The 20,255-nt window shown below is 46.5% G+C and carries 26 protein-coding genes; 16 read left to right on the top strand and 10 right to left on the bottom strand.

Annotated elements, in window-relative coordinates; translation table 11 throughout:
* Positions 1-73 precede the first annotated feature (73 nt).
* From ACMUEV_RS22825 to ACMUEV_RS22815, 3 genes are all read left to right on the top strand, one after another.
* Positions 74-577, top strand: coding sequence for a DUF2243 domain-containing protein (locus tag ACMUEV_RS22825; protein ID WP_017286912.1), 504 nt, complete (start codon positions 74-76; stop codon positions 575-577).
* A gap of 89 nt (positions 578-666) precedes the next feature.
* Positions 667-1,437, top strand: a complete 771-nt coding sequence (locus ACMUEV_RS22820) for a manganese catalase family protein (RefSeq protein ID WP_242044220.1) — start codon at positions 667-669, stop codon at positions 1,435-1,437.
* Positions 1,392-1,595 carry a hypothetical protein gene (locus ACMUEV_RS22815; protein ID WP_242044219.1) on the top strand — a complete coding sequence of 68 codons (204 nt, stop codon included), beginning with the start codon at positions 1,392-1,394 and terminating at the stop codon, positions 1,593-1,595. Before ACMUEV_RS22820 ends, ACMUEV_RS22815 begins: the two co-directional genes overlap by 46 nt.
* A gap of 142 nt (positions 1,596-1,737) precedes the next feature.
* Here the strand turns inward: ACMUEV_RS22815 and ACMUEV_RS22810 are convergent, their stop codons facing one another.
* From ACMUEV_RS22810 to ACMUEV_RS22795, 4 genes are all read right to left on the bottom strand, one after another.
* The gene (locus ACMUEV_RS22810) at positions 1,738-2,598 is read right to left on the bottom strand and encodes a phycobilisome linker polypeptide (RefSeq protein ID WP_017286914.1); all 861 of its coding nucleotides are present in this window, start codon (positions 2,596-2,598) and stop codon (positions 1,738-1,740) included.
* A gap of 172 nt (positions 2,599-2,770) precedes the next feature.
* Positions 2,771-3,586, bottom strand: coding sequence for a phycobilisome linker polypeptide (locus ACMUEV_RS22805; protein ID WP_017286915.1), 816 nt, complete (start codon positions 3,584-3,586; stop codon positions 2,771-2,773).
* A gap of 134 nt (positions 3,587-3,720) precedes the next feature.
* Positions 3,721-4,209 carry a hypothetical protein gene (locus ACMUEV_RS22800; RefSeq protein ID WP_017286916.1) on the bottom strand — a complete coding sequence of 163 codons (489 nt, stop codon included), beginning with the start codon at positions 4,207-4,209 and terminating at the stop codon, positions 3,721-3,723.
* Between the two features lie 80 nt (positions 4,210-4,289).
* Positions 4,290-4,808 carry a phycocyanin subunit beta gene (locus ACMUEV_RS22795; protein ID WP_017286917.1) on the bottom strand — a complete coding sequence of 173 codons (519 nt, stop codon included), beginning with the start codon at positions 4,806-4,808 and terminating at the stop codon, positions 4,290-4,292.
* Between the two features lie 544 nt (positions 4,809-5,352).
* Between ACMUEV_RS22795 and ACMUEV_RS22790 the strand changes: the two genes are divergently transcribed.
* Entirely contained in the window at positions 5,353-6,105 is a 753-nt protein-coding gene (locus ACMUEV_RS22790) for a phycobilisome rod-core linker polypeptide (protein ID WP_190647503.1), read from the top strand.
* A gap of 71 nt (positions 6,106-6,176) precedes the next feature.
* Here the strand turns inward: ACMUEV_RS22790 and ACMUEV_RS22785 are convergent, their stop codons facing one another.
* Positions 6,177-6,740: a hypothetical protein gene (locus tag ACMUEV_RS22785; RefSeq protein ID WP_190647501.1), complete on the bottom strand. Its 564-nt coding sequence runs from the start codon at positions 6,738-6,740 to the stop codon at positions 6,177-6,179.
* A 240-nt stretch (positions 6,741-6,980) separates the two neighbouring features.
* Here ACMUEV_RS22785 and groES point away from each other — a divergent pair, with 240 nt between their 5' ends.
* The 5 genes from groES to ACMUEV_RS22760 all read left to right on the top strand — a co-directional run bounded on the left by groES (position 6,981) and on the right by ACMUEV_RS22760 (position 10,471).
* Positions 6,981-7,292 (top strand): co-chaperone GroES, encoded by a 312-nt coding sequence (gene groES, locus ACMUEV_RS22780; RefSeq protein ID WP_017286920.1) that lies wholly within the window; start codon positions 6,981-6,983, stop codon positions 7,290-7,292.
* Positions 7,293-7,392: 100 nt separating this feature from the next.
* The gene (groL, locus tag ACMUEV_RS22775; protein WP_026148478.1) at positions 7,393-9,033 is read left to right on the top strand and encodes a chaperonin GroEL; all 1,641 of its coding nucleotides are present in this window, start codon (positions 7,393-7,395) and stop codon (positions 9,031-9,033) included.
* Positions 9,034-9,142: 109 nt separating this feature from the next.
* On the top strand, positions 9,143-9,559 hold the full coding sequence (locus tag ACMUEV_RS22770; protein WP_190647499.1) for a XisH family protein: 417 nt from the start codon (positions 9,143-9,145) through the stop codon (positions 9,557-9,559).
* Positions 9,547-9,888, top strand: a complete 342-nt coding sequence (locus ACMUEV_RS22765; RefSeq protein WP_190647497.1) for a XisI protein — start codon at positions 9,547-9,549, stop codon at positions 9,886-9,888. The genes ACMUEV_RS22770 and ACMUEV_RS22765 overlap by 13 nt, the downstream gene beginning before the upstream one ends.
* A gap of 67 nt (positions 9,889-9,955) precedes the next feature.
* Positions 9,956-10,471: a hypothetical protein gene (locus ACMUEV_RS22760; protein ID WP_242044218.1), complete on the top strand. Its 516-nt coding sequence runs from the start codon at positions 9,956-9,958 to the stop codon at positions 10,469-10,471.
* Between the two features lie 51 nt (positions 10,472-10,522).
* On the opposite strand, the gene ACMUEV_RS22755 is transcribed toward ACMUEV_RS22760, so the two are convergent.
* A complete protein-coding gene (locus tag ACMUEV_RS22755) occupies positions 10,523-11,386 on the bottom strand; it encodes a DMT family transporter (protein WP_017286925.1) in 864 nt (287 codons plus the stop codon).
* Positions 11,387-11,396: 10 nt separating this feature from the next.
* Here ACMUEV_RS22755 and ACMUEV_RS22750 point away from each other — a divergent pair, with 10 nt between their 5' ends.
* The 5 genes from ACMUEV_RS22750 (at position 11,397) to ACMUEV_RS22730 (ending at position 15,322) form a co-directional block, all read left to right on the top strand.
* Positions 11,397-11,993 (top strand): tRNA-(ms[2]io[6]A)-hydroxylase, encoded by a 597-nt coding sequence (locus ACMUEV_RS22750; RefSeq protein WP_353736644.1) that lies wholly within the window; start codon positions 11,397-11,399, stop codon positions 11,991-11,993.
* On the top strand, positions 11,993-12,490 hold the full coding sequence (locus ACMUEV_RS22745; RefSeq protein WP_190647493.1) for a GNAT family N-acetyltransferase: 498 nt from the start codon (positions 11,993-11,995) through the stop codon (positions 12,488-12,490). The genes ACMUEV_RS22750 and ACMUEV_RS22745 overlap by 1 nt, the downstream gene beginning before the upstream one ends.
* 161 nt (positions 12,491-12,651) lie before the next feature.
* Positions 12,652-13,797 carry an AI-2E family transporter gene (locus ACMUEV_RS22740; RefSeq protein ID WP_190647491.1) on the top strand — a complete coding sequence of 382 codons (1,146 nt, stop codon included), beginning with the start codon at positions 12,652-12,654 and terminating at the stop codon, positions 13,795-13,797.
* Between the two features lie 120 nt (positions 13,798-13,917).
* Complete coding sequence (locus tag ACMUEV_RS22735) at positions 13,918-14,328, top strand: hypothetical protein (RefSeq protein ID WP_225885710.1); 411 nt, start codon at positions 13,918-13,920, stop codon at positions 14,326-14,328.
* A gap of 49 nt (positions 14,329-14,377) precedes the next feature.
* Positions 14,378-15,322 (top strand): bestrophin family protein, encoded by a 945-nt coding sequence (locus ACMUEV_RS22730; protein ID WP_017286932.1) that lies wholly within the window; start codon positions 14,378-14,380, stop codon positions 15,320-15,322.
* Here ACMUEV_RS22730 and lnt read toward each other — a convergent pair.
* Complete coding sequence (gene lnt / locus ACMUEV_RS22725; RefSeq protein WP_190647489.1) at positions 15,272-16,741, bottom strand: apolipoprotein N-acyltransferase; 1,470 nt, start codon at positions 16,739-16,741, stop codon at positions 15,272-15,274. The two genes, ACMUEV_RS22730 and lnt, sit on opposite strands and share 51 nt — an antisense overlap.
* A gap of 185 nt (positions 16,742-16,926) precedes the next feature.
* On the opposite strand from lnt, the gene ACMUEV_RS22720 reads away from it, so the two are divergent.
* Positions 16,927-17,799: a pentapeptide repeat-containing protein gene (locus tag ACMUEV_RS22720; RefSeq protein ID WP_017286934.1), complete on the top strand. Its 873-nt coding sequence runs from the start codon at positions 16,927-16,929 to the stop codon at positions 17,797-17,799.
* Here the strand turns inward: ACMUEV_RS22720 and ACMUEV_RS22715 are convergent.
* On the bottom strand, positions 17,765-18,847 hold the full coding sequence (locus tag ACMUEV_RS22715; protein ID WP_190647487.1) for an acyl-CoA dehydrogenase family protein: 1,083 nt from the start codon (positions 18,845-18,847) through the stop codon (positions 17,765-17,767). The genes ACMUEV_RS22720 and ACMUEV_RS22715 overlap by 35 nt on opposite strands.
* Before the next feature lie 44 nt (positions 18,848-18,891).
* Here ACMUEV_RS22715 and ACMUEV_RS22710 point away from each other — a divergent pair, with 44 nt between their 5' ends.
* The gene (locus ACMUEV_RS22710) at positions 18,892-19,521 is read left to right on the top strand and encodes a rhomboid family intramembrane serine protease (RefSeq protein ID WP_190647485.1); all 630 of its coding nucleotides are present in this window, start codon (positions 18,892-18,894) and stop codon (positions 19,519-19,521) included.
* Between the two features lie 2 nt (positions 19,522-19,523).
* Here the strand turns inward: ACMUEV_RS22710 and ACMUEV_RS22705 are convergent, their stop codons facing one another.
* The gene (locus ACMUEV_RS22705) at positions 19,524-19,715 is read right to left on the bottom strand and encodes a PIN domain-containing protein (protein ID WP_242044217.1); all 192 of its coding nucleotides are present in this window, start codon (positions 19,713-19,715) and stop codon (positions 19,524-19,526) included.
* 209 nt (positions 19,716-19,924) lie between these two features.
* Entirely contained in the window at positions 19,925-20,221 is a 297-nt protein-coding gene (locus ACMUEV_RS22700; protein ID WP_190647483.1) for a hypothetical protein, read from the bottom strand.
* Positions 20,222-20,255: the final 34 nt, after the last annotated feature.

The raw sequence follows: 20,255 nt of genomic DNA, 5'->3' as shown, positions 1-20,255 counted from the left end.
TTCGTCAGGTTCATTTGGCTCTATAGATAGACGATGCTCAGTTTCTCCTGACTAGGATTTAGGTTTTAGCCTTATGACTCAAGTTCTAGAACCTCAACAATCGCGGCTCCTCTCTAAGCAATTCATGCTCGCTGGAATCTTGCTCGGTATGGGATTTGCGGGATTTTTCGATGGAATTGTGCTGCATCAGATTTTGCAGTGGCATCACATGTTAAGCAGTGTGCGACCGATGACGAACATGAGTGATGTCAAAGTCCATTCAGTCGCAGACGGATTGTTTCATTTAGCCGATTATGGATTGACGATCGCAGGTGTAACTTTACTTTGGCGATCGCATCTCCAAGATCAACTACCAAAATCTTCCCAACCATTCATCGGATTAATTCTATTTGGGGCAGGATTATTTAATACGATCGAAGGCTTCATTGATCACGAAATTTTAGGAATTCATCATGTCCATTCCGGCACACATTACCTGCTTTGGGACATTGGTTTTTTAATGTTTGGAATTGGGCTGATTATAGCGGGTTTGAAATTACTCGATCGCTGGAAAAACGCTCCTGAATCTATGCCCTGAGTGTTCAACTATAGGCTGATTCAACGGTTAGATTGCATCGCTAAAACGGAGAGGTTCGCATGAAATTAACTCTTTTTTAGAGGAATCTTATGTTTCTACACACGAAGCGTTTACAGTACTTTACTCCTCCCTCTAAGCCCGACCCAATCTACGCCAAAAAGCTACAAGAATTAATTGGCGGTTCGATGGGTGAAATGACCGTAATGATGCAGTACTTATTCCAAGGCTGGAACTGTCGCGGTCCTGCAAAATATCGCGACCTATTGCTAGATACGGGAACCGAAGAAATTGGTCACGTTGAAATGTTGGCAACGATGGTAGCTCATCTGCTCGACAAAGCACCTGTAGAAATGCAGGAAGAAGGCGCAAAAGATCCAGTTGTCGGTGCAGTCATGGGCGGAACCAATCCCCGCGATGTAATTGCAGCAGCGATGAATCCTCAGCACGAAATTGTGTCTGGACAAGGTGCAATGCCCGCCGATAGTGTCGGCTTCCCTTGGAACGGTCGCTTTATTGTTGCCAGTGGAAACTTGCTGGCAGATTTTCGCTCGAACCTGCACGCAGAATCACAAGGTCTAATGCAGGCGGTTCGGTTATACGAAATGACCGACGATCCAGGTGTGAGAGACCACTTGAGCTTTATGATTGCACGGGATACGATGCATCAGAATCAATGGTTAGCCGCGATCGAAGAATTACAGAGCGACGGATTTGAAGAGACGGTCACTCCCAAGATTGCCCACGAATATGGCAAGAAAGAGTACGCTTATCAATTCTGGAATAACTCCGAAGGTCAAGAAAGCGCTGAAGGTCGATGGGCAAAAGGACAATCGATGGTAAAGGTCAATTTGAGTATGTAGCTAACCCCCAAGCCGTTGGTCCAATCCCAGAACCACCGCAACCCGATCCAAAACTACATGCCACTCCCGCGACTCCTGCCATGCAGAAGACCAGCGATAACGGTGCAAAAAACTTTGTCGATAGCGCAGTTGATACAGTCAAACAGATTACGAAGTAAGAGAGTGTGGGGAGTCCTTGTGTAACAGTCCTAAATTAGGCATGAAGTGGGGAGTGGGGAGTAGGGAGTGGGGAATTGTTCCCGTGGTCGCTCCCTACTCCCCACTCTGCAAAATCAATGCAGTTGACGACTAATTCACATCCTATAGCGGAGTAATGCTCGCGATTTTACCGCCCTGACGCTGAACTCGCTGCATATGTGCCGACAGTTCCTCATAAGGAATCACCACAACCTTATTCACCCGGCGAACTTTTGGATAACCGCCACCGCGAATACCAGCCACTTCCACCCGGTAGAATTGCCCCGATCCGTGCGCCTTAGAGCCACCAAATGCACTCGCTGTCGCATCTCCTTTCTGAGCAGACAAGAACGCAAAGCCCGGTGCCGAAGACGGAATAATCGTCGGAGCAGATTTCTGAGCAATATTCTTCGCTAAGCGAGGTGCACTGCCGGTCAGAGTTGCATTATCACTATTGGCATAGCCGCGATACAGTTGCAGCAAGCGAGGGAATCCAACCGTGCGTTGACCAACGCCAGTCGTCGTGAAATCCCGATAGTAAGGCACAATGTTTTCGCCAAAGCTGGATTGATACTCATCCGAATCAATGTAAGAATCAATGTCTGCTTCAAATCCCTTGGATTGATACAGATCCAAATGCTCGGTGATTTCAGACTGATCGTAAGGTGCGCGACCCAACAGGTGCTTAAAGTTCAACTCGATCGTCCGGCTTTGGAAGCAGTTGTAAAAGAATTTCTCCTTGTACAAGTCTGATTTAGCAACTTGACGCACAAACTCTTGCACGGTGATCTGACGGTTGCGGAGCAAAGACTCTGAAATGGTCAGGCGCTCAGACTTTAAGAGATGAGGATTTCCCAAAACTTGCTGATAAACCGCAAGAATCACGCCTTCGATCTCGTCCTGAGTCGCATAAGGACGCAATTCGACTTTGGCATCATCCAAACTGGAGATACCCAAGCGAGCTGCTGCTGTTGTAATAGCCACCTAAAACTCTCCTTTATATCGTAGGAAATGAACTGAATAAGGGACTTGCCATTCATTAGAATCCCACTGCTACATTGCAGAAACCGCCCGAAGTTGAGCTTAGGGCGGGATAGAATCGAGATTAAAGAAATCGTTCCTGGGACTTCATCGATTAGCAATTCCCTCAATCGATTTAGACAGGAGTCACACTGACCACTCTGCTGCCCGAACGATTCAACTGTTGAAGTTTCGAGGACAGTTGATCATAAGAAACAAGCACTTCCGTGGTTGCCTGCCGCACAACGGCTGAGTTTGGAGATGCAGAGCGCAACACCCGCAGACGATAGACATCACCACGGTTGCCACCTAACGCACCTGAAAGTGCAGTTGCCGAAGGAGCAGAGATCGGGGTTGCTAGATTCTTCGCAACTTCCCAGGTTAAACGAGGCTGTTTTTGTCCCTGAGAGCGATCGCTATTTGCATATCCGCGATAGAGGTGCAATAAACGACTAAAGCCGATCGCCCGTGATCCAGGGTGATCGACTTGGAAATCGCGATGGTAAGGAACAATGTTTTCGCCGAAGCTGCTTTGATACTCAACTGAATCCAGATAAGAGTTGATTTCAGCTTCGTAGCCTTCATTCAGGAACAAGTCCAAATGGTAGGAAATCTCAGCCTGCTCGTAAGGTGCACGTCCTAGGAAATGCTTATAGTTCAACTCGATAAAGCGCACATGGAAGTTCGGATACAAAAACTTCTCGCGATAGAGATCAGACGTTGCGATCGCCCGCACAAAGTCCCGCACCGAAATCACACCCTGAACGAGCTGCGATTCTGCTGCAACCAACCGTTCGCTTTGCATCAGATGCTCGTTGCCAAGCACTTGCCGATACGCTGCTCGAATCACGGCCTGCACTTCATCTTGAGTCCAATTCGCACGGAGTTCAACGGGCTTTGCTTCTTCAAAAGGCGTAATCCCTAACCGTGCAGCTTCTTGTAAACCAGGCATAGTTTGGTTCTCCCAATCTTACAAAGGACTAATCAATTGTTTCTTAAGCGTTCATGCCGACAAAAGTTGCCCAGAACGATAAACATAGCTCTCTCACAGACAGGAATGCTGATCGTCCTGGGCAAACCGCACAATTATGCAAGTGCGTTAATGATGTAGTCGATGTAGGAGTTTGCTTCCAGTGCAGGGTCACCGCTCAAGCCATGGTTTGCTTTGATGTAGCGAAGCGCTTCAGCATACCAAGCAGGAACCAATTCAAAACGGCTGTGCATTTCAGCCAAACCTGCCAACAGATACTCATCTGCAGGTCCAGTTCCACCTGCGATTAAGCAGTATTGGATCATCCGAATATAGTAACCGATGTCACGCAAGCATTTTGCTTTACCGCGTGCGTCGGAAGCATAGTTCGCACCCTGCATTTGGGTGGTGTAGGGGAATTTTTGGTATACAGCGTTTGCTGCACCTTGAGCGAGTGAATCTGCTTTGTCACCCAAAGCTTTTGCAGCTTCGAGATCAGCGGTTGCCAAGCGGAGGCGACCGAAAGCGATTTGCAGCTCGGTGTTACCGAGGAAACGACCTTGTGAATCAGCAGCAGCAACTGCTTCTGTCAATTGTGTTTTCATTGGATTCTTTCTCCGTAGTGTTGTAGAAGTTTTCAAACTAAAGCGAGTGCGATGAATCGCATCGCCGAGAATTGAGGGAGTTAGCTGATCGCAGCAGCAGCACGATCGAAGTAGCTGCTCAATTCAGCAATCAAAGAGCTACAATCACCCGGTTGGATATTGTTGCGATCGTTGGCAATCGCGATCGCAGCTTCTTTCATTTTGACGATGCTGTTCGCCATTGAAGAGGTCGGAACGCCCAAAGCAATGTAGGTTTCACGCAGACCATTCAAGCAGCGATCGTCGAGCACGCTTGCATCACCCAAGAAGACTGCATAGGTAACGTAGCGCAGAACGATTTCCATATCGCGCATACAAGCTGCAACACGACGGTTGGTGTAAGCATTTCCACCAGGAGCAATCAATTGAGGCTGTTCTTCAAACAATGCCCGTGCTGCATTCGTAACGATCGTCGAAGCGCTACCTGTGATTCTGTTCACAACATCGGTGCGCTTTGCACCGTCTTTTACGACTGCCAAGAGAGCGTCGATTTGTGCGCCACTGACGAGCTGACCTTGTGTATCAGCCTGTGAAACGACCTTAGTAAAGGCATCTAGCATTGATTCAATCTCCTAATGTGTTGGATTGAGTAAACTTCCTGTTTAAATCTGTGAGAATCAGTCGCACCTGGAGAGCAACCGTCTCATTAAGACTAGCCATAAGAATTAAAGTCTTAAGCTTTTCTGTTAAAGATTTACTTCTTTTGACTATTCTTGCTGAATTAATTAGAGCAGTCTGCTTGTGCAAAACTTGTGCAATTTTCAGCAGATAAGATACAAACTTAGTTAAGAAATATAAACTGAAACAAAAGCCAGTTTTTGTAAGCTTTCTCAGGATTTCTGAAGCTTTCTATTTCAAAGTTTAGTCATTAAGAAAAACGAAATTAAACGGCAAAGTGCTTTCAGGGCAGAACTTTCAGCGTCATTTCGTAATGGTTTTCTACGAATTTATAGCGAGGTTTCTGTTGGCTTTATCTGGTATTCTGTGTTGATGAAGTTAAGGTCTGTAACGTTTTATCGAACGGATGTCGGTTGAAATCCCCTTATCTTTTATGATCGAAGGTGCCATTTTTTCAAGTTTTATAAAGTTGGAGGTTTGTATAACGTGGCAATTCCTCTCTTAGCCTATTCTCCTACTTGTCCTAACCAGCGGGTTGATGCATTAGGCGCACCCGATGATCAAGCAATCATTTATTCAACTGATAATCAGTATTCACCCACGGAGATGGGAGATCTGATTAATGCGGCGTATCGTCAGATCTTCTTCCATGCTTTTCGATGGGATCGAGAAACCATTCTTGAATCTCAACTTCGCAACAGACAGATCACGGTGCGTGATTTCATTCGCGGACTGTTGCTCTCGAATACCTTTATCGATAGCTTCTATAACAAAAATAGTAACTATCGCTTCGTGGAACACTGTGTTCAGAAAGTTCTGGGACGGAAAGTTTACAACGAAGCTGAGAAGATTGCTTGGTCAGCCGTTGTGATGACCAAAGGGGTCAAAGGGTTTGTCGATGACTTACTAAACAGTGAAGAGTACATCGAAAACTTTGGTGAGAACACTGTTCCGTATCATCGCCGTCGGACTCTACCAAGCCGGACATTGGGTGAAACGCCGTTTAACATTACTTCTCCCCGCTACGATGGTTACTATCGGGCGAAGTTGGGCTTCCCTCAAACGATCTGGCAAGAAGTGGTTCGCAACTTCACGTCTTACGAGAATCGACCCAAAAATGGCGATCCTTCGCTGTTCCTCAATATGGCGAGAAGTGTCAACACTCAAGGCGGAAACCCAGGTCGCACTTCTGTGTATGACATTGACATTGAAAAGTCTGTTCCTTATCGCAAACGCTAATTAGTCTGCGATCGTCATCCGATTTGGATGCTGAGGAACTTTACTTCATCGTCTAAATCGGATTCATCCATCTATTCGCGAATCCAGAGCGCCAGCCCGCCGCCACGACCGCGCGCTGCAATTAAATCGTCAGTGATCAAAAAGAATGCAAAGAAAGGCAGTTTAGCGATCGACATCTCTTCAAATTCTTGTTCTTTTGCTTCTCCACCTCGGACCGCACCTTTCTTCAGCACGATCGATCCAAACGTCACCTGGATCTGTGTGAATTCAAACGCCAACAAATTTTTCTTCGTCTGAAATCGGGCAGGTCCCGTAAATTTCAATTGCAATGCGCCAAGCTGTGCCAGATTTCCGATGCGCTCCGCTTCATCTCGCGCAAAAGAAATCTGAGCCTTTGCCAATTTCGGCACGTAATAGCCTTTTTTTAACTGAATACCGCCTTGTCGAAGCTTGCGGGTTCCAGTTGCGAAGCAAAGTCGCCATTGACCAACAAGCTGGTCAAAAGAAAATTGCGGTGGATGTTGTTTCGCAAATTTTTCTGCCTGTAAGAGCGCATCCACAACTTGCTCTGCATCCGGTCGGGATGTGCCGGAGCGAAACGCCCTTGCCGCCTGATTTAGAATCTCAACACTCATAAAACTGCTCACCCGTTCGGGAACCCGTACTCATCCAAAAGTTGCATCTAACACCGCACTTCGTTAAATTAGCACTCAGGAGATGAGAGTGCTAACTCAAAGATCCAAATGCCTGTAGACTGGTAAGCGTTGAAAAATTACCCGTACTGCGGCAACTGGCTGAACCTGTTGTGAAATGGGACATCCAGCTTAACAGTATTTGATCGTTTCGTGTCCATTTAGATTGTTTGGAGAATTTGTATGGCAGCTGTGTCTCTGAGCGTTTCCACCGTCAAACCGTTGGGCGATCGCGTATTTGTGAAAGTGAGCGAAGCAGAAGAAAAAACTGCTGGCGGAATTATTTTGCCGGATAACGCTAAAGAAAAGCCCCAAGTCGGCGAAATCGTTTCAGTTGGAAACGGCAAGCTCAATGAAAAAGGCGAACGCCAACCGATGGAAGTTCAAGTCGGCAACAAAGTTCTGTACTCGAAGTATGCAGGAACCGACATCAAACTCGGTGGCGACGACTATGTTCTGTTGTCTGAAAAAGACATATTGGCTGTTGTTTCATAACGATTCTCGATTTTGGATTGCAGCAATCTAAAGCCGCAGATCCAAATTTCTCTTCTCTCTTCTTTCTCTCTGTAAACCTTACAAAGCTTTTAACTCCACTATGGCTAAGCGCATCATTTACAACGAAAACGCTCGTCGTGCTCTAGAGCGCGGTATGGACATTCTCGCTGAAGCAGTTGCCGTCACTTTGGGTCCCAAAGGACGCAACGTTGTGCTTGAGAAAAAGTTCGGCGCACCTCAGATCGTCAATGACGGTGTAACGATCGCGAAAGAAATCGAACTCGAAGATCACGTTGAAAACACTGGCGTTGCTTTGATTCGTCAAGCGGCTTCCAAAACCAATGATGCGGCTGGAGATGGAACCACGACTGCAACCGTTTTGGCTCATGCGATCGTCAAAGAAGGAATGCGCAACGTTGCCGCTGGTGCAAACGCAATCCTCTTGAAGCGTGGTATGGACAAAGCAACTGCATTCTTGGTTGAAAAAATTGCAGCACATGCTCGTCCGGTTGAAGATTCCAAAGCGATCGCGCAAGTTGGAACCATCTCGGCAGGGAATGATGAAGAAGTCGGTCAAATGATCGCTTCGGCAATGGATAAAGTCGGTAAAGAAGGCGTTATCTCGCTCGAAGAAGGCAAATCAATGACGACCGAATTGGAAGTCACCGAAGGGATGCGCTTCGACAAAGGCTACATCTCGCCTTACTTCGCAACCGATACCGAGCGCATGGAAGCAGTTCTCGAAGAACCTTTCATCTTGATCACCGACAAGAAGATCAACTTGGTACAAGACCTCGTTCCTGTGCTTGAGCAAGTCGCTCGTGCAGGTCGTCCCCTGATCATCATTGCAGAAGACATCGAGAAAGAAGCTCTGGCAACCTTGGTTGTGAACCGTCTGCGTGGCGTATTGAACGTTGCAGCAGTTAAGGCTCCTGGCTTTGGCGATCGTCGGAAAGCAATGCTCGAAGATATCGCTGTTCTGACTGGTGGACAATTGATCACCGAAGATGCAGGTCTGAAACTCGATACGACTAAGCTTGACCAATTAGGTAAAGCTCGCCGCATCACGATCACCAAAGACAACACCACGATCGTCGCTGAAGGCAACGAAGCGCAAGTGAAGTCTCGCGTCGAACAACTTCGCCGTCAAATGGAAGAAACCGAGTCTTCTTACGACAAAGAAAAGCTGCAAGAGCGCTTGGCTAAGTTGGCAGGTGGTGTTGCAGTGATCAAAGTCGGTGCTGCAACCGAAACCGAAATGAAGGATCGTAAGCTCCGCCTCGAAGATGCTATCAACGCAACGAAAGCTGCTGTTGAAGAAGGTATCGTTCCTGGTGGTGGTACAACCTTGGCTCACTTGGCTCCTGAACTCGAAAGCTGGGCTTCTAGCAACCTCAGCGGCGAAGAGTTGATCGGTGCTCAAATCGTGGCTCGTGCGTTGACCGCTCCTCTGAAGAGAATTGCTGAAAACGCAGGTCAAAACGGTGCGGTGATTGCTGAGCGTGTGAAAGAGAAAGAATTCAATGTTGGCTACAATGCTGCATCGGGTGAATTCGTTGACATGCTGGCTGCTGGTATCGTTGACCCTGCGAAAGTAACTCGCTCGGCATTGCAAAATGCTGCATCGATCGCGGCAATGGTCTTGACGACCGAGTGTATCGTTGTAGACAAGCCTGAGCCGAAAGATGGTGCTGCGGCTGGTGCTGGCGCTGGTGGCGGCATGGGCGACTTCGATTACTAATCTCAGTCTCTAAACAATTTAGCGCGATCGTTTCTGCAAAGGAGCGATCGCGCTTTTATTGAGCCTGTTGCCGGATCTGATTCAGTTCTATCTAAATTTCAAGATTGCTATGCCTGCGAAAGACTTGTATCACGATGCCATGAAAAATGCACTGAGCAAAGATGGTTGGATGATTACAAGAGATCCTCTTACGATCGAATACGAAGAGATCCAAGTCTATGCAGATATGGCAGCAACGAAGCTCTTTGCGGCTGAACGAAATGCTAGAAAAATTGCAGTTGAAGTTAAAAGTTTTATTAGTCCTTCGCCAGTTCGAGATCTGGAGGTCGCACTGGGACAGTACATCATCTATCGTAGTTTTCTAAGTCTTACTGACCCAGAGCGGCAAGTTTATCTTGCAATTCGTGAAGAAATTTTCAATAGTTTCTTTCAGTTCAAAGCCGTTCAAACCATAATTGAGCAGAACCAAATTCTCTTGATCGTGATCGATACTGCAAATGAGGTTATTGTGCGATGGACAAGCTGATTGAGTATCGCAAGATTATTCAGCAAATTTTGACAAGCTATCAAAATCTAACTCCACATTCTCCTGATGATGAAGTTGAAAGCTTGTTGGCATTTGACGAGGTGCGGGATCAATATCTTTGGTTGAGATCGGGCTGGCAGAACAAAAACAGAGTGCGTCACATCACAATGTATCTCCGGATCAAGAATGACAAGGTTTGGGTGGAAGAAGATTGGACAGATTTGTGTGTTGTAGATGATTTACTGGCAGCAGGTATTCCAGCTACAGATATTGTTCTAGGGTTTCAGCCACCAGACGTTCGGCAATATACAGATTTTGCGATCGCATAAGGACGAACTGTGCGTTTTGAATTCAGGAAATTGCTCTAGCGGTGGTGTATTTAACGGAACCACTACAATGCAAAAACTGAGCTATTTTATGCGATCGAATATTGCTCGATTGGGTTTAGGAATTGTTGCTTTATCTATTTTCTCAGCCGTTCCAGCCAGCGCCGCCAATGTTGAAATGCGAGTCCTCACAGCAAACGATACTGGCGCGATCTGTCCTGATAAGGTGACGTTGACCGAAACTCCGCGACCCTATCGTGAGGGAGGTTATACGATCGATGGGTCAGCAAACTTTAAGGCGATCGCAGAGAACATGACGATCGCAGCGACTGACGATTATAGTGTCACTTGGGTCGGCAAACTCAAACCTAAGTACAGCAAATGCACCGCAACGGCTGGCATCACTCGTATTGGCAATGAAGCTTATCAGGGACATTCGTATCTGCGCCTCCGCTTCATGAATGGAAAGGTTTACCTGATCCTTGATATGACTGGACAGGCAGATGCCAACGACTTCACAACGGTGATCTTGCAGAAATCAGTGCGAAATGGCAATCCAACCTGGAGTTGGGGAGGAACCGATTAAATCAGAAATTCCGTGTGATCGAACTTTAACGTAAGAGAACCAGACAACTTTTTAGAACAACGTCAACACAATTACGCCGAATACCATAATTGCGGCTCCACCGAGCCGCTCTTTTAAACCTGTTTCTCGAAATAGGAAATGCCCAAACAGTACACTGATGAGCGCACTCATGCGTTTAATCGCAATGACTTGCGTGACTAAAGTATAGGTTACGGCAATCATTTGAAACGTAATTGCGATCGCATGAAAGAACCCAATTAACATCAGCGGCTGCAAATTTGGCAAAATCTGCTTGAACTTGTGGCGGGAATTGAACAGCGCGATCGGAAACATGCCGACTGCTAAATAAGCATAAAGTGCTGTTGACCAAAAGAGCGGGGAGGAATTGACGACTCCAACCTTATCGAAATTAGACGTAATACTCCAGATAAAGGCAACCATCAACATGAATCGGCTGCCTTTATTTTTCAGCAAGGCTTTCAAGGGTGCAAAGTAGCCTTTCTTGCGCTCGCGTAAGTTCAAAACATAAGAGCCAATCACGATCAGAGCAATTCCGATCGCATCGGCGAAGGTTGGATTTTCCTGCACAATTAACGGCGACGTGACTAGCAAAAATAATGGAGTCAGCGTCACTAATGGAACCGTTAGCGATAAATCTGCGATTTGAATTGCGCGAATGTAAAGCGTAAAAGAAATGACATTCAACGTTCCACCGATCAGCAATGCAACCCAAAATCCAGGCTCAACTTTTGGGATACCAGCCGCAAATAGTAAGGGAATCAGAAAAAGAACAGCAAAGATATTGGCAGTCCAAGCCACGATGTAAACATCTAAGTTTCTCAGACTGTATTTACTCGAAACATCCTTCAAAGACTCAAAAAAAGCCGTTAGAATTGCAAATGCCAACCAAATCATGAGAGTTTCCGTGGTTTCTTCTTTGCCGACGATTCGCTTTTTGCAACAGCCGACGAGTTCTGCTTGGGTCGAGCAAGCCTTGGCTAATCTAAACACAATTTTGCTAGATCATTCTCACTGCGAGCGGAAAGCGGCTGGAGTTGCGTTGAACTTAATGTTTCGCTATCCTTCCAGTGCAAAATTAGTGCGGATGCTAACCGCGATCGCTCAAGAAGAACTCGAACACTTTGAGCAAGTCAACCAAATTTTAGAGCGTCGCAACATTCCGCTTGCACCGCTTGCACCGCCGCCTTATGGTGCAAGTTTGAACAAACAAATTCGTCGCGAAGAACCCGATCGCATGTTAGATTCTCTCTTGGTTTCTGGCTTGATCGAAGCTCGGAGTCATGAGCGGTTGGGACTTCTCGCCACGCATTGCGAGGATCAAGAATTAGCGAAATTTTATCGAGCCTTGATGGCTTCTGAAGCTCGACATTATGGGGTGTATTGGACATTAGCGGATACATACTTTGAGCGATCGCTGATCACTCAACGCCTCGAAGAACTCGGAGCCATCGAAAGTCAAATTCTCTCGACGTTATATCCTCAGCCCAGAATTCATAGCTAATGCAGTACCAAGACTTTCTAATTCGAGCTTGGCAGCCGCACGATCGCATGGCTGCTTTCAACCTGATTGGCTCAGTTTTAGCAGAATATGGACTGATTCAAGAACCGGAAGGAGCCGATCGCGATGTCTTAGAAGTCGAAACTTTCTATCAAAGTGGCGAATTCTGGGTCGTTGAGCGCAATCATCAACTGGTGGGAACAGCAGCTTACTATCCAATTTCTAGAAGCAAAAACGCAGTTGAAATTCGCAAAATGTACTTGCGACCCGAAGTGCGAGGATTGGGATTAGGAAAGTTTTTACTCAGTGAATTGGAAAACGCGATCGCTCAAAAAGGTTTTGAACAAATTTGGATCGAAACCGCGAGTGTTTTAAAAGAAGCCGTTCAACTCTACGAAAAAAATGGTTATCAACCCGCAACAGGTGTTGAAACTGCCCGATGCGATCGAGTGTATGTCAAATACCTGACTGAGAATCAACCTGCCTTCCTTGAGTTGTAAATGTCAAAACCACTTCCCACTCCCCACTCCCCACCAAATTCAGGATCGCCCTACGTCAAAAAATCCATCCCCCCTCCCGTAATGAAGTTTAAAAAATCAGACTCACATACGACCAGAGCAGCTAAACTCGATTAGTTTGCTCGTGTTAGGGGTGAGAAATTGTGGGACTTGGCAAGTGGGTCGGATTTCTAGCATTAGCGATTTCCCTCTATGTGCTGTGGGAGATGCGACAGGTTTTACTGCTCGTCTATGCAGCAGTTGTGTTTGCGACCGCATTAAATAGTTTTGTCAATACATTGCAGCGCTTCAAAATCAAGCGAGGCGGAGCTGTTCTCATTGCAATTGTGACCTTATTGACTGCGGCGATCTTTTTCGTCGCGCTGATTGTGCCGCCGTTTATTGCACAGTTCCAGCAGTTAGTAGAAATTGTGCCCCGGGGACTCGATCGCGTTCAGATCTGGGCGCAACAAATGCAGAACACGCTTCCTGGAGGAATGGCGCAATATATCCCGGATGTAGAAGATTTGATCCGTCAGGGTCAACCGCTTGTAGCGCGGTTACTCAGTAACTTCTTTTCATTCTTCTCGAACACATTCAACGTTCTGTTGAATATTCTATTGATCTTGATTCTGACCGTTATGTTGCTGATTGATCCTCAATCTTATCGACGAGGATTCATCGCACTATTTCCGTCGTTTTATCGGAGACGGGCAGATCAAATTCTGGCAATGTGCGAAGTTTCATTGGTCAATTGGGTAATTGGGATCATGATCAATATGATTGTGATCGGTCTAGTCAGCGGAATCGCGCTGCTGATTTTAGGTGTACCGCTGGTATTAGCCAATGCGCTTTTAGCCGGATTGTTGGAAGCAATTCCGAATGTGGGTCCTGTTTTAAGTGTGATTCCGCCAATGGCAGTGGCATTACTCGATGCGCCCTGGAAAGCCGTTGCCGTGCTAGTGCTGTACATTGTGATTCAGCAATTAGAGCAGTATTTACTCGTTCCGTTTGTGATGTCGCGTCAGGTGGCAATTTTACCTGCGGTAACGTTGATGTCACAAGTTGTATTCACGGTTTTCTTTGGCTTTCTTGGCTTGTTTTTAGCCATTCCGCTTGTGATTGTGGGTCAGATTTGGGTGCGTGAGGCATTAGTGCGGGACATCCTCGATCGCTGGCGCAAAGACGAAATCGAAGCAGAACTGCTCGAACCCACCCCCCCAGAATTACAAAAGCTGCCAGCAGCCACACAAATCCATAGCTCGACTGCACCAAAAGATGAACCGCCGAGCGAATCTCAAGAGGAGTAGTTGCCTGCATTCTCTCCCCACTCCTCACTCTCCTTATCAAATTGATTATCGTGAACGACTAGTGCGCTAAACTTGAGCCTGTATCACATCTGGAATAGTTGAGTTATGAGAATGCGATCGATGGTTGCAATCCTCCTGGCAGCGTGCATTTGGCTGTTGGGGACATTCGATGCGTGGGCATTGGTGCAGATTAAACTCTCAGATGTATCGTATCGAGAATGTCCCGAGGATTTAGCCAAAGGAGCGATTACAGCGGGCGGTGTACCTCAATCGGCGCGCTGTTTTATGGTGTTTGGCAAAGCAACCAATCCGACCAATAAATTGATCGTCAACGCAGATATTTTTGGACGGATTTACGATGCGAATGAAGATCCGATTATTGAAAATCGGACTCGCTTAGGTTCAATTCCAGAAGTGCCACCTGGAGTCAGTGAATTTGAATTTCCGATTAATGTGCCAGAGAGTCAGCCTTTGCCGTTAAAGCTTTTACAGTTCAAAGCGGCTGGATTTACGGGAACAGTCCGTCGTTAAGATCGCAAATGGTCAAGTATTATGAAGCGGTTGCAATGCGATCGAATGTATGAGTTTTGAAAAACAGCGCTGGCTGCGAACGGCACTTCAACTGAAAGGCTCAGTTGTTTTAGATGTTTTACCGCGATCGCTCTTTTGCGGTTTTTTTGGGCTAATTGTCTCGATTGCATTTGGTCAAGGGATTCCGGTTTCAGTTCCTGCCTTAGCGAGTTTAATTCCTAATATTGTCTTAGGCTTGCTCTTAGTGTTTCGTACTAATACAGCCTACGATCGCTTTTGGGAAGGCAGAAAAGCTTGGGGAAAATTGGTCAACGATACCCGAAATCTCGCTCGACAAATCTGGGTGACCGTGTGCGAGAAAACAGAGCGCGATCGTATCGAAAAAATTGAAGCTCTGCATTTGTTAGTTGCTTTTGCAGTAACCACAAAAGCACATCTTCGCCAAGAACTTGCAGACTCAGAGTTAGAAAGTTTATTAACTCCTGAGCATGTTTCAAAACTGAAAACGGTGACGAATCCACCTTTGAGAGTTGCGTTTTGGATTGGCGATTATTTGCAATTACAGCATCAGCACGATCGTGTCAAAATTCATCAACTCGTTGAGATGCAGCTACTCCTAAATGGATTAGTCGATTGTTTAGGCGCATGTGAGCGAATTCTCAAAACCCCGATGCCGATCGCTTATGCCATTCACCTCAAACAGTTAATTTTGCTCTATTGCCTATCTTTGCCGTTTCAAATGGTGGGAAATTTAGGCTGGTGGACGGCTCCAGTGGTTGTGCTGATTAGCTTTACGTTGTTTGGAATTGAAGCGATCGGCATTGAAATTGAAAATCCATTTGGACGCGATCCAAATGATTTACCCCTCGATGCAATCTGTGAAACGATGCTGAAAAATATTATCGATTTAATCAGCTTAGAGCCGAGTATTAACCCTCAAGATCTATCGCTGATTACGACCTACGAAGAACAGCAACGTAACGCTCGCTCCTAGTAGAGTCGGAGTCAGCCAATCGCCCCATTTCACATACAAAGTCTGGGTTTGCTGGCGATAAATGGTGTCTGCGTGAACTGCATATTGATTCGGGTGCGATCGCCATTGCACCCGACCATGTGGATCAACAATGCCGGAGTATCCTGTGTTCGTTACCCGCACTGCCCACCGATCAGTTTCGATCGCTCGAATCACATCATGTGCTTCATGTTGTGCCATGAGTACGGTGCTGTAAGGATCTAAATTCGAGGCAGTGATCAAAAACTGCGCGCCTTTTGCCACCTGACGGCGAAACACTTCTGAAAACGCAGAATCGAAGCAAATCCCGATCGCGATTCGTCCTAATGGCGTTTGAAAGTCTTGATTAAAGTCTCCCGGCGACATTGAGGATTCAATCGGCGATAACCGCCCGAGAACTTCCTCAAACGGCATATATTCGCCCAAAGGAACTAATTTGATTTTGTTGTATCGAGCGATCGTGTTGCCTTGGTCGATCGCGATCAAGCTTTGGGTATATCGCGTGCCCTCTGGAAAAAATGTGCCAATCAATGCAAGCGTTTTCTTGCCCGCGATCGCTTGATTGACGCTATTTTTCAAATTCTGCCCTTGCCACAAAAACGGCAATGCTCCTTCTGGCGTGACGACAAAATCAGCATTTTGATCTGAAAGAGTTCGATAGCCTGAAGAATAGCCGTCTAATGCTTTTTTCAACCCTTCTGCAAAAAGTTTGACTCGCGTTGGCACATTGCCTTGCACAATGCCTGCGGTAAGTTTGGCTTCCGGGTTCTGTACGATCGCACTTTGATAAAGTCCAAATCCGATCAGATGCAGCCCAAGAAAACTCGCAATGGCAATTCCATATAACCGCTTCTCTTTAGCTAACCAAGCCTCTGCAAGCAATCCATTCACCAGCACGATCGCGGCGGTGACAGTCAAAGTCCCTGAAATTCTTCCCAAATGTAAAATAATTAGATTCGCTGGACTCTGCGTATAAGCGAGCGATGTCCAATCGAGAGCGCTCCACTGTCGCACCGTTTCTAGCCCACACCAGAGCGCGACCCCGATGAGAATTCGCAACATTGGAGCTTTAAGCGTTCTCACGCCCCACGCCCACAGCCCTACACACAGCGCTCCCCATCCTGTGATAAATGTCCAAGCGAATGCGACGACCGCCACACTGGCAATCCACGGAATTCCGAGCCACATCAACGGATGCAAGCCCGTAATCCAATGCAGCGCAAATCCGTGATAAACAATTCCCCAAAGAATGGCAGGCTTTCTCGATCGAGTCTTAACTGTCACGACCCACAAGGGAGCCAACGCTACCCAAGCCAGACTCCAAAGCCCAATCGGCGCAGGCGCACATCCCATTAATCCAGCGCTGAAAATTGCGATCAGTAAAGCTATTTTCAGCTTCATAAAACACAACACTAACTCTTGTGCGATCGATACTACCAGTTAACCTATAAATCCTGCTGCTGGGGATTTTTTGAATTCAATCTCGATATGAACTTTAGTAAGCAACCGTTTCATTCTGTTTCTATCTCCGCGCAATTTTAGGTAAACCGCATAAGCTGAAGAGAATCTTAAGATTGGAAGCAGACATGGAAGTCAGCGAGCTACTCCGACGATATGAATACGGCGATCGAGATTTCTCTGGAGTCAATCTCAGGAATGCAGACCTCAGCAATCTCACCCTTGTCGATATCAATTTGGAAAACGCCAACCTTACTGGTGCAAACTTCAGTCGATCGTTTTTGATGAAAGCCAACCTTAAAGGCGCTTTTCTCAACTGGGCAAATTTCCAGTTTGTCAAACTCACTGAAGGCAATTTTACGGATACCGATTTGACGAAAGCTCGCTTGAATGGCGCATTTCTGGTCAAATCTGACTTTACGCGATCGCGGCTAAGTGGAGCCGATCTCAGCCATGCGAACCTTCGTAGCGCTATCTTGGAACGAGCGAATCTCTGCGGCACGAAACTGATCGGAGCCAATCTGCGCGGAGCTAAGCTTGATGGCGCAAACCTCAACTGGGCAAATCTGCAAGCTGCAAAACTCAGCGGTGCATCGCTCAAAAACGCGTTTCTCAGCGATACCAACCTTGCCGAAGCCTTCTTAAATGGAGCCGATCTCAGCGGTATCGATCTCACGGGAATCAACCTCAGCGAAGCAAAACTTAGTGGTGCAAATTTGGAGGGTGCGTCGTTATCGCTCTCAAATTTTAGAAATGCCCGTCTGCATGGAGCGAATCTCTCAGGTGCAAATCTGACGGGAGCAAACTTAGAAGCTGCCTTTCTCTATGGCGCAAACTTGCAATGGACAAATCTGAGCCGCGCAAATTTAACGCGATCGGATCTCAGTAACGCCCGAATTCTCGGAGTCAAACTCGAAGAAACCATTCTTACGGATACCGTCTTCTCAGATCTGGCTCGCCGATATATTACGCTCGCTGATCAATCTCATGCAATCGTGTGATGCGATCCAACGTTGCCTCTAAGACGGCTGCCGTCTGCCCCGAAACAGAGAACACTAATGCTTCTCGATAAACTCTCTGGGCTGGATGTCCTTTAGAATTTGCCGCTCCACTCGAAGCTACAACGGCGGCATGAGCGCACTTTGTTGCGAGTTCGATCGCCCAAGCTCGCAATTTCAAACGTTCCTCGAAGCTTTGATCTTGAGCCGTAGTAATCAAGTGCTGACAGCGTTGCCATTCCTCAGACAGCGCGGCATAGGCAGGTGCGATCGCTAGCTCTGATTTAGTTTCGATCGCCGCTTTGAGAATATCTAATCCAGCCTGAGCACACCCGAGTGAAAAGAAACTGTGATTAAGCACATTCACGCGATCTTGCTTCAAAATCGCCCCTGCTTCCGCTACAAATGCCACATCTGAAATTGCAAGATGCCACTTTTTCAATTCTGCTGTTACCGTATTCGTCGAACTCATTGCCGCTAGCTGCATCGGTTCACTCAATCGAATTGAACCCTGTGCATCTGTATCTTTAAAAGGAATCATGCCGTAAACCGCTTGACCATTGGGTAAGACGGCTGCAATCAGCGCCGATTCAAACAATCCAAATCCGGTGATCCAGGGAATATGACCGTGAAGCTCATACCCATGAGCCGTCTCGATCGCTTGAAGCGGCGGATGATTCGATCGCCGTAAATGTGAAAACCCAATTCCCACAAGCTTCTCACCTGTTCCCATCTTCGGTAAGTAAGCTTGCTTCAACGCTTCATTCTCGCTTTTCGATAAAATTGCTCCAGCACTTTGATGTTGCGTTTGGAGAAAGGCGAGCGCACCAGAAAATCGAGCCGTTTGAGTTTGAAAGGAGTGAAACGCAGAAGCGTCTAATTCTGCGCCGTTATAAAGTTTAGGAACTCTCAGCGCCAGCAGTTGACGATCGCCCAATCCTTGTAATGCCGATCGCAATGCTTTGACCTCTTCATCGAGCTGGTTGGCGATCGGTTGAATCGTTTCCCGCAGATAAGTATTCGCGATTTCCAGAAGAGATGCAGTTTGCATGTATAAAAGGGTGAATGTGAGAATGTGCGAATTCTGATTTGCGTATGACTGATTTTAGCCAAACTGCGGTACTCAACTGGGTTGAACGCGCCAAAATTCTTGGATATTTAGTCGCGATCGCTTGGATTGTGGCGGTGATCAATTTTGGCTTTTTCGCAAAGTCTTTGAATAACTTAGGGATTCGTCCCCGGCAATTGCCTGGATTATGGGGTGTGCTGTTTGCTCCGTTTTTGCATGGCAGTTGGGGACATTTAGAAAGCAATACGGTCGCGTTTATCACTTACGGTGGATTGATTCTGTTACAAAACCCTGAGAATTTTGGAGCCGTCACGTTCACTGTTGCATTAACAAGCGGATTCGGAACATGGTTACTTGGGCGCGATCGCACCAATCATATTGGTGCAAGTGGCGTAACGTTTGGGTATTTAGGTTTTTTAATGTCTTTGGCATTCTTCGAGCGCAATATCCCAACCGTTCTCCTCTTAGTGTTCACCGCCTTTTTTCACAGCAAATATCTTTGGGGTTTGCTTCCCATCTATCAGCGCATCTCCTGGGAAGAGCATCTGTTTGGCTTTCTCGGCGGCATTTTTGCTGCACGATATTTGCCGCAACTTCGAGAAGGATTTGGTCAATTTCTAGATGTTTTTAGGCAAGCCGAGGCTTGGATTCGATAAATTTAAAGCCAGTTTTCTAGATTTAACGACTGCACATTCTGCAAATCGGCATCATTAGAAACAACGGTTAAAGAATGCACGATCGCAGTTGCCGCAATCAAAATATCTGCATCTTGAATCGGTCTACCCCGTCTGCGCAAATCAGCATGGATTCCCGAAGCAGTTTCAATGATTTCGAGATCATCAATCAGCAAGATTTCGACTGATAAACAAAAAGTTTTAAAATTTGATAGCTGGCGAGTTGCATTGGAATAGATAAGACCGCGCTTGATTTCGTATTAGCTCATACAGCTAATACAAAGCCTTGAGCGAGATTGCCTTGCGCGTCTGAATTGACGCATCGCTTGCTGGTTTTCTTTCAAAATCGCGGTGATAATATTTGTATCCAGCAAGTAACCCATCTCTAATTTCCACGCTTCACCGCTTCATCAAACATTTGCATCTGCGCTGGTGTCAAATCGTTGAGCATTCCTGCAACACTATTCATGACCATAATATCTTGAACAATGCTAACCAACTCTTCTTGTGGAATCTCTAGAATCTGTTGCAGTTGCCAAAGTTCTAACAGTTCATCCGTATGTTCGCGAATCTGTTGAGTGCGATCGAGATCTTGAAGAAAAGGATGGTCTTTCTGAAGCTGATCAATAATTTGGGTAATCCGATGTTCAACGACTTGTTTTAAATCAGTTGCTTGAGTCATTTTCTTACCCTCCAAATGCCTGACTCAATTCTAA

This window comes from Leptolyngbya sp. FACHB-1624 (genome assembly GCF_047649235.1).
Taxonomy (GTDB): Bacteria; Cyanobacteriota; Cyanobacteriia; order Leptolyngbyales; family Leptolyngbyaceae; genus Leptolyngbya; species Leptolyngbya boryana.
Note: the sequence above shows the minus strand (reverse complement) of the source record. Positions and strands in the feature narration are given on the sequence as shown.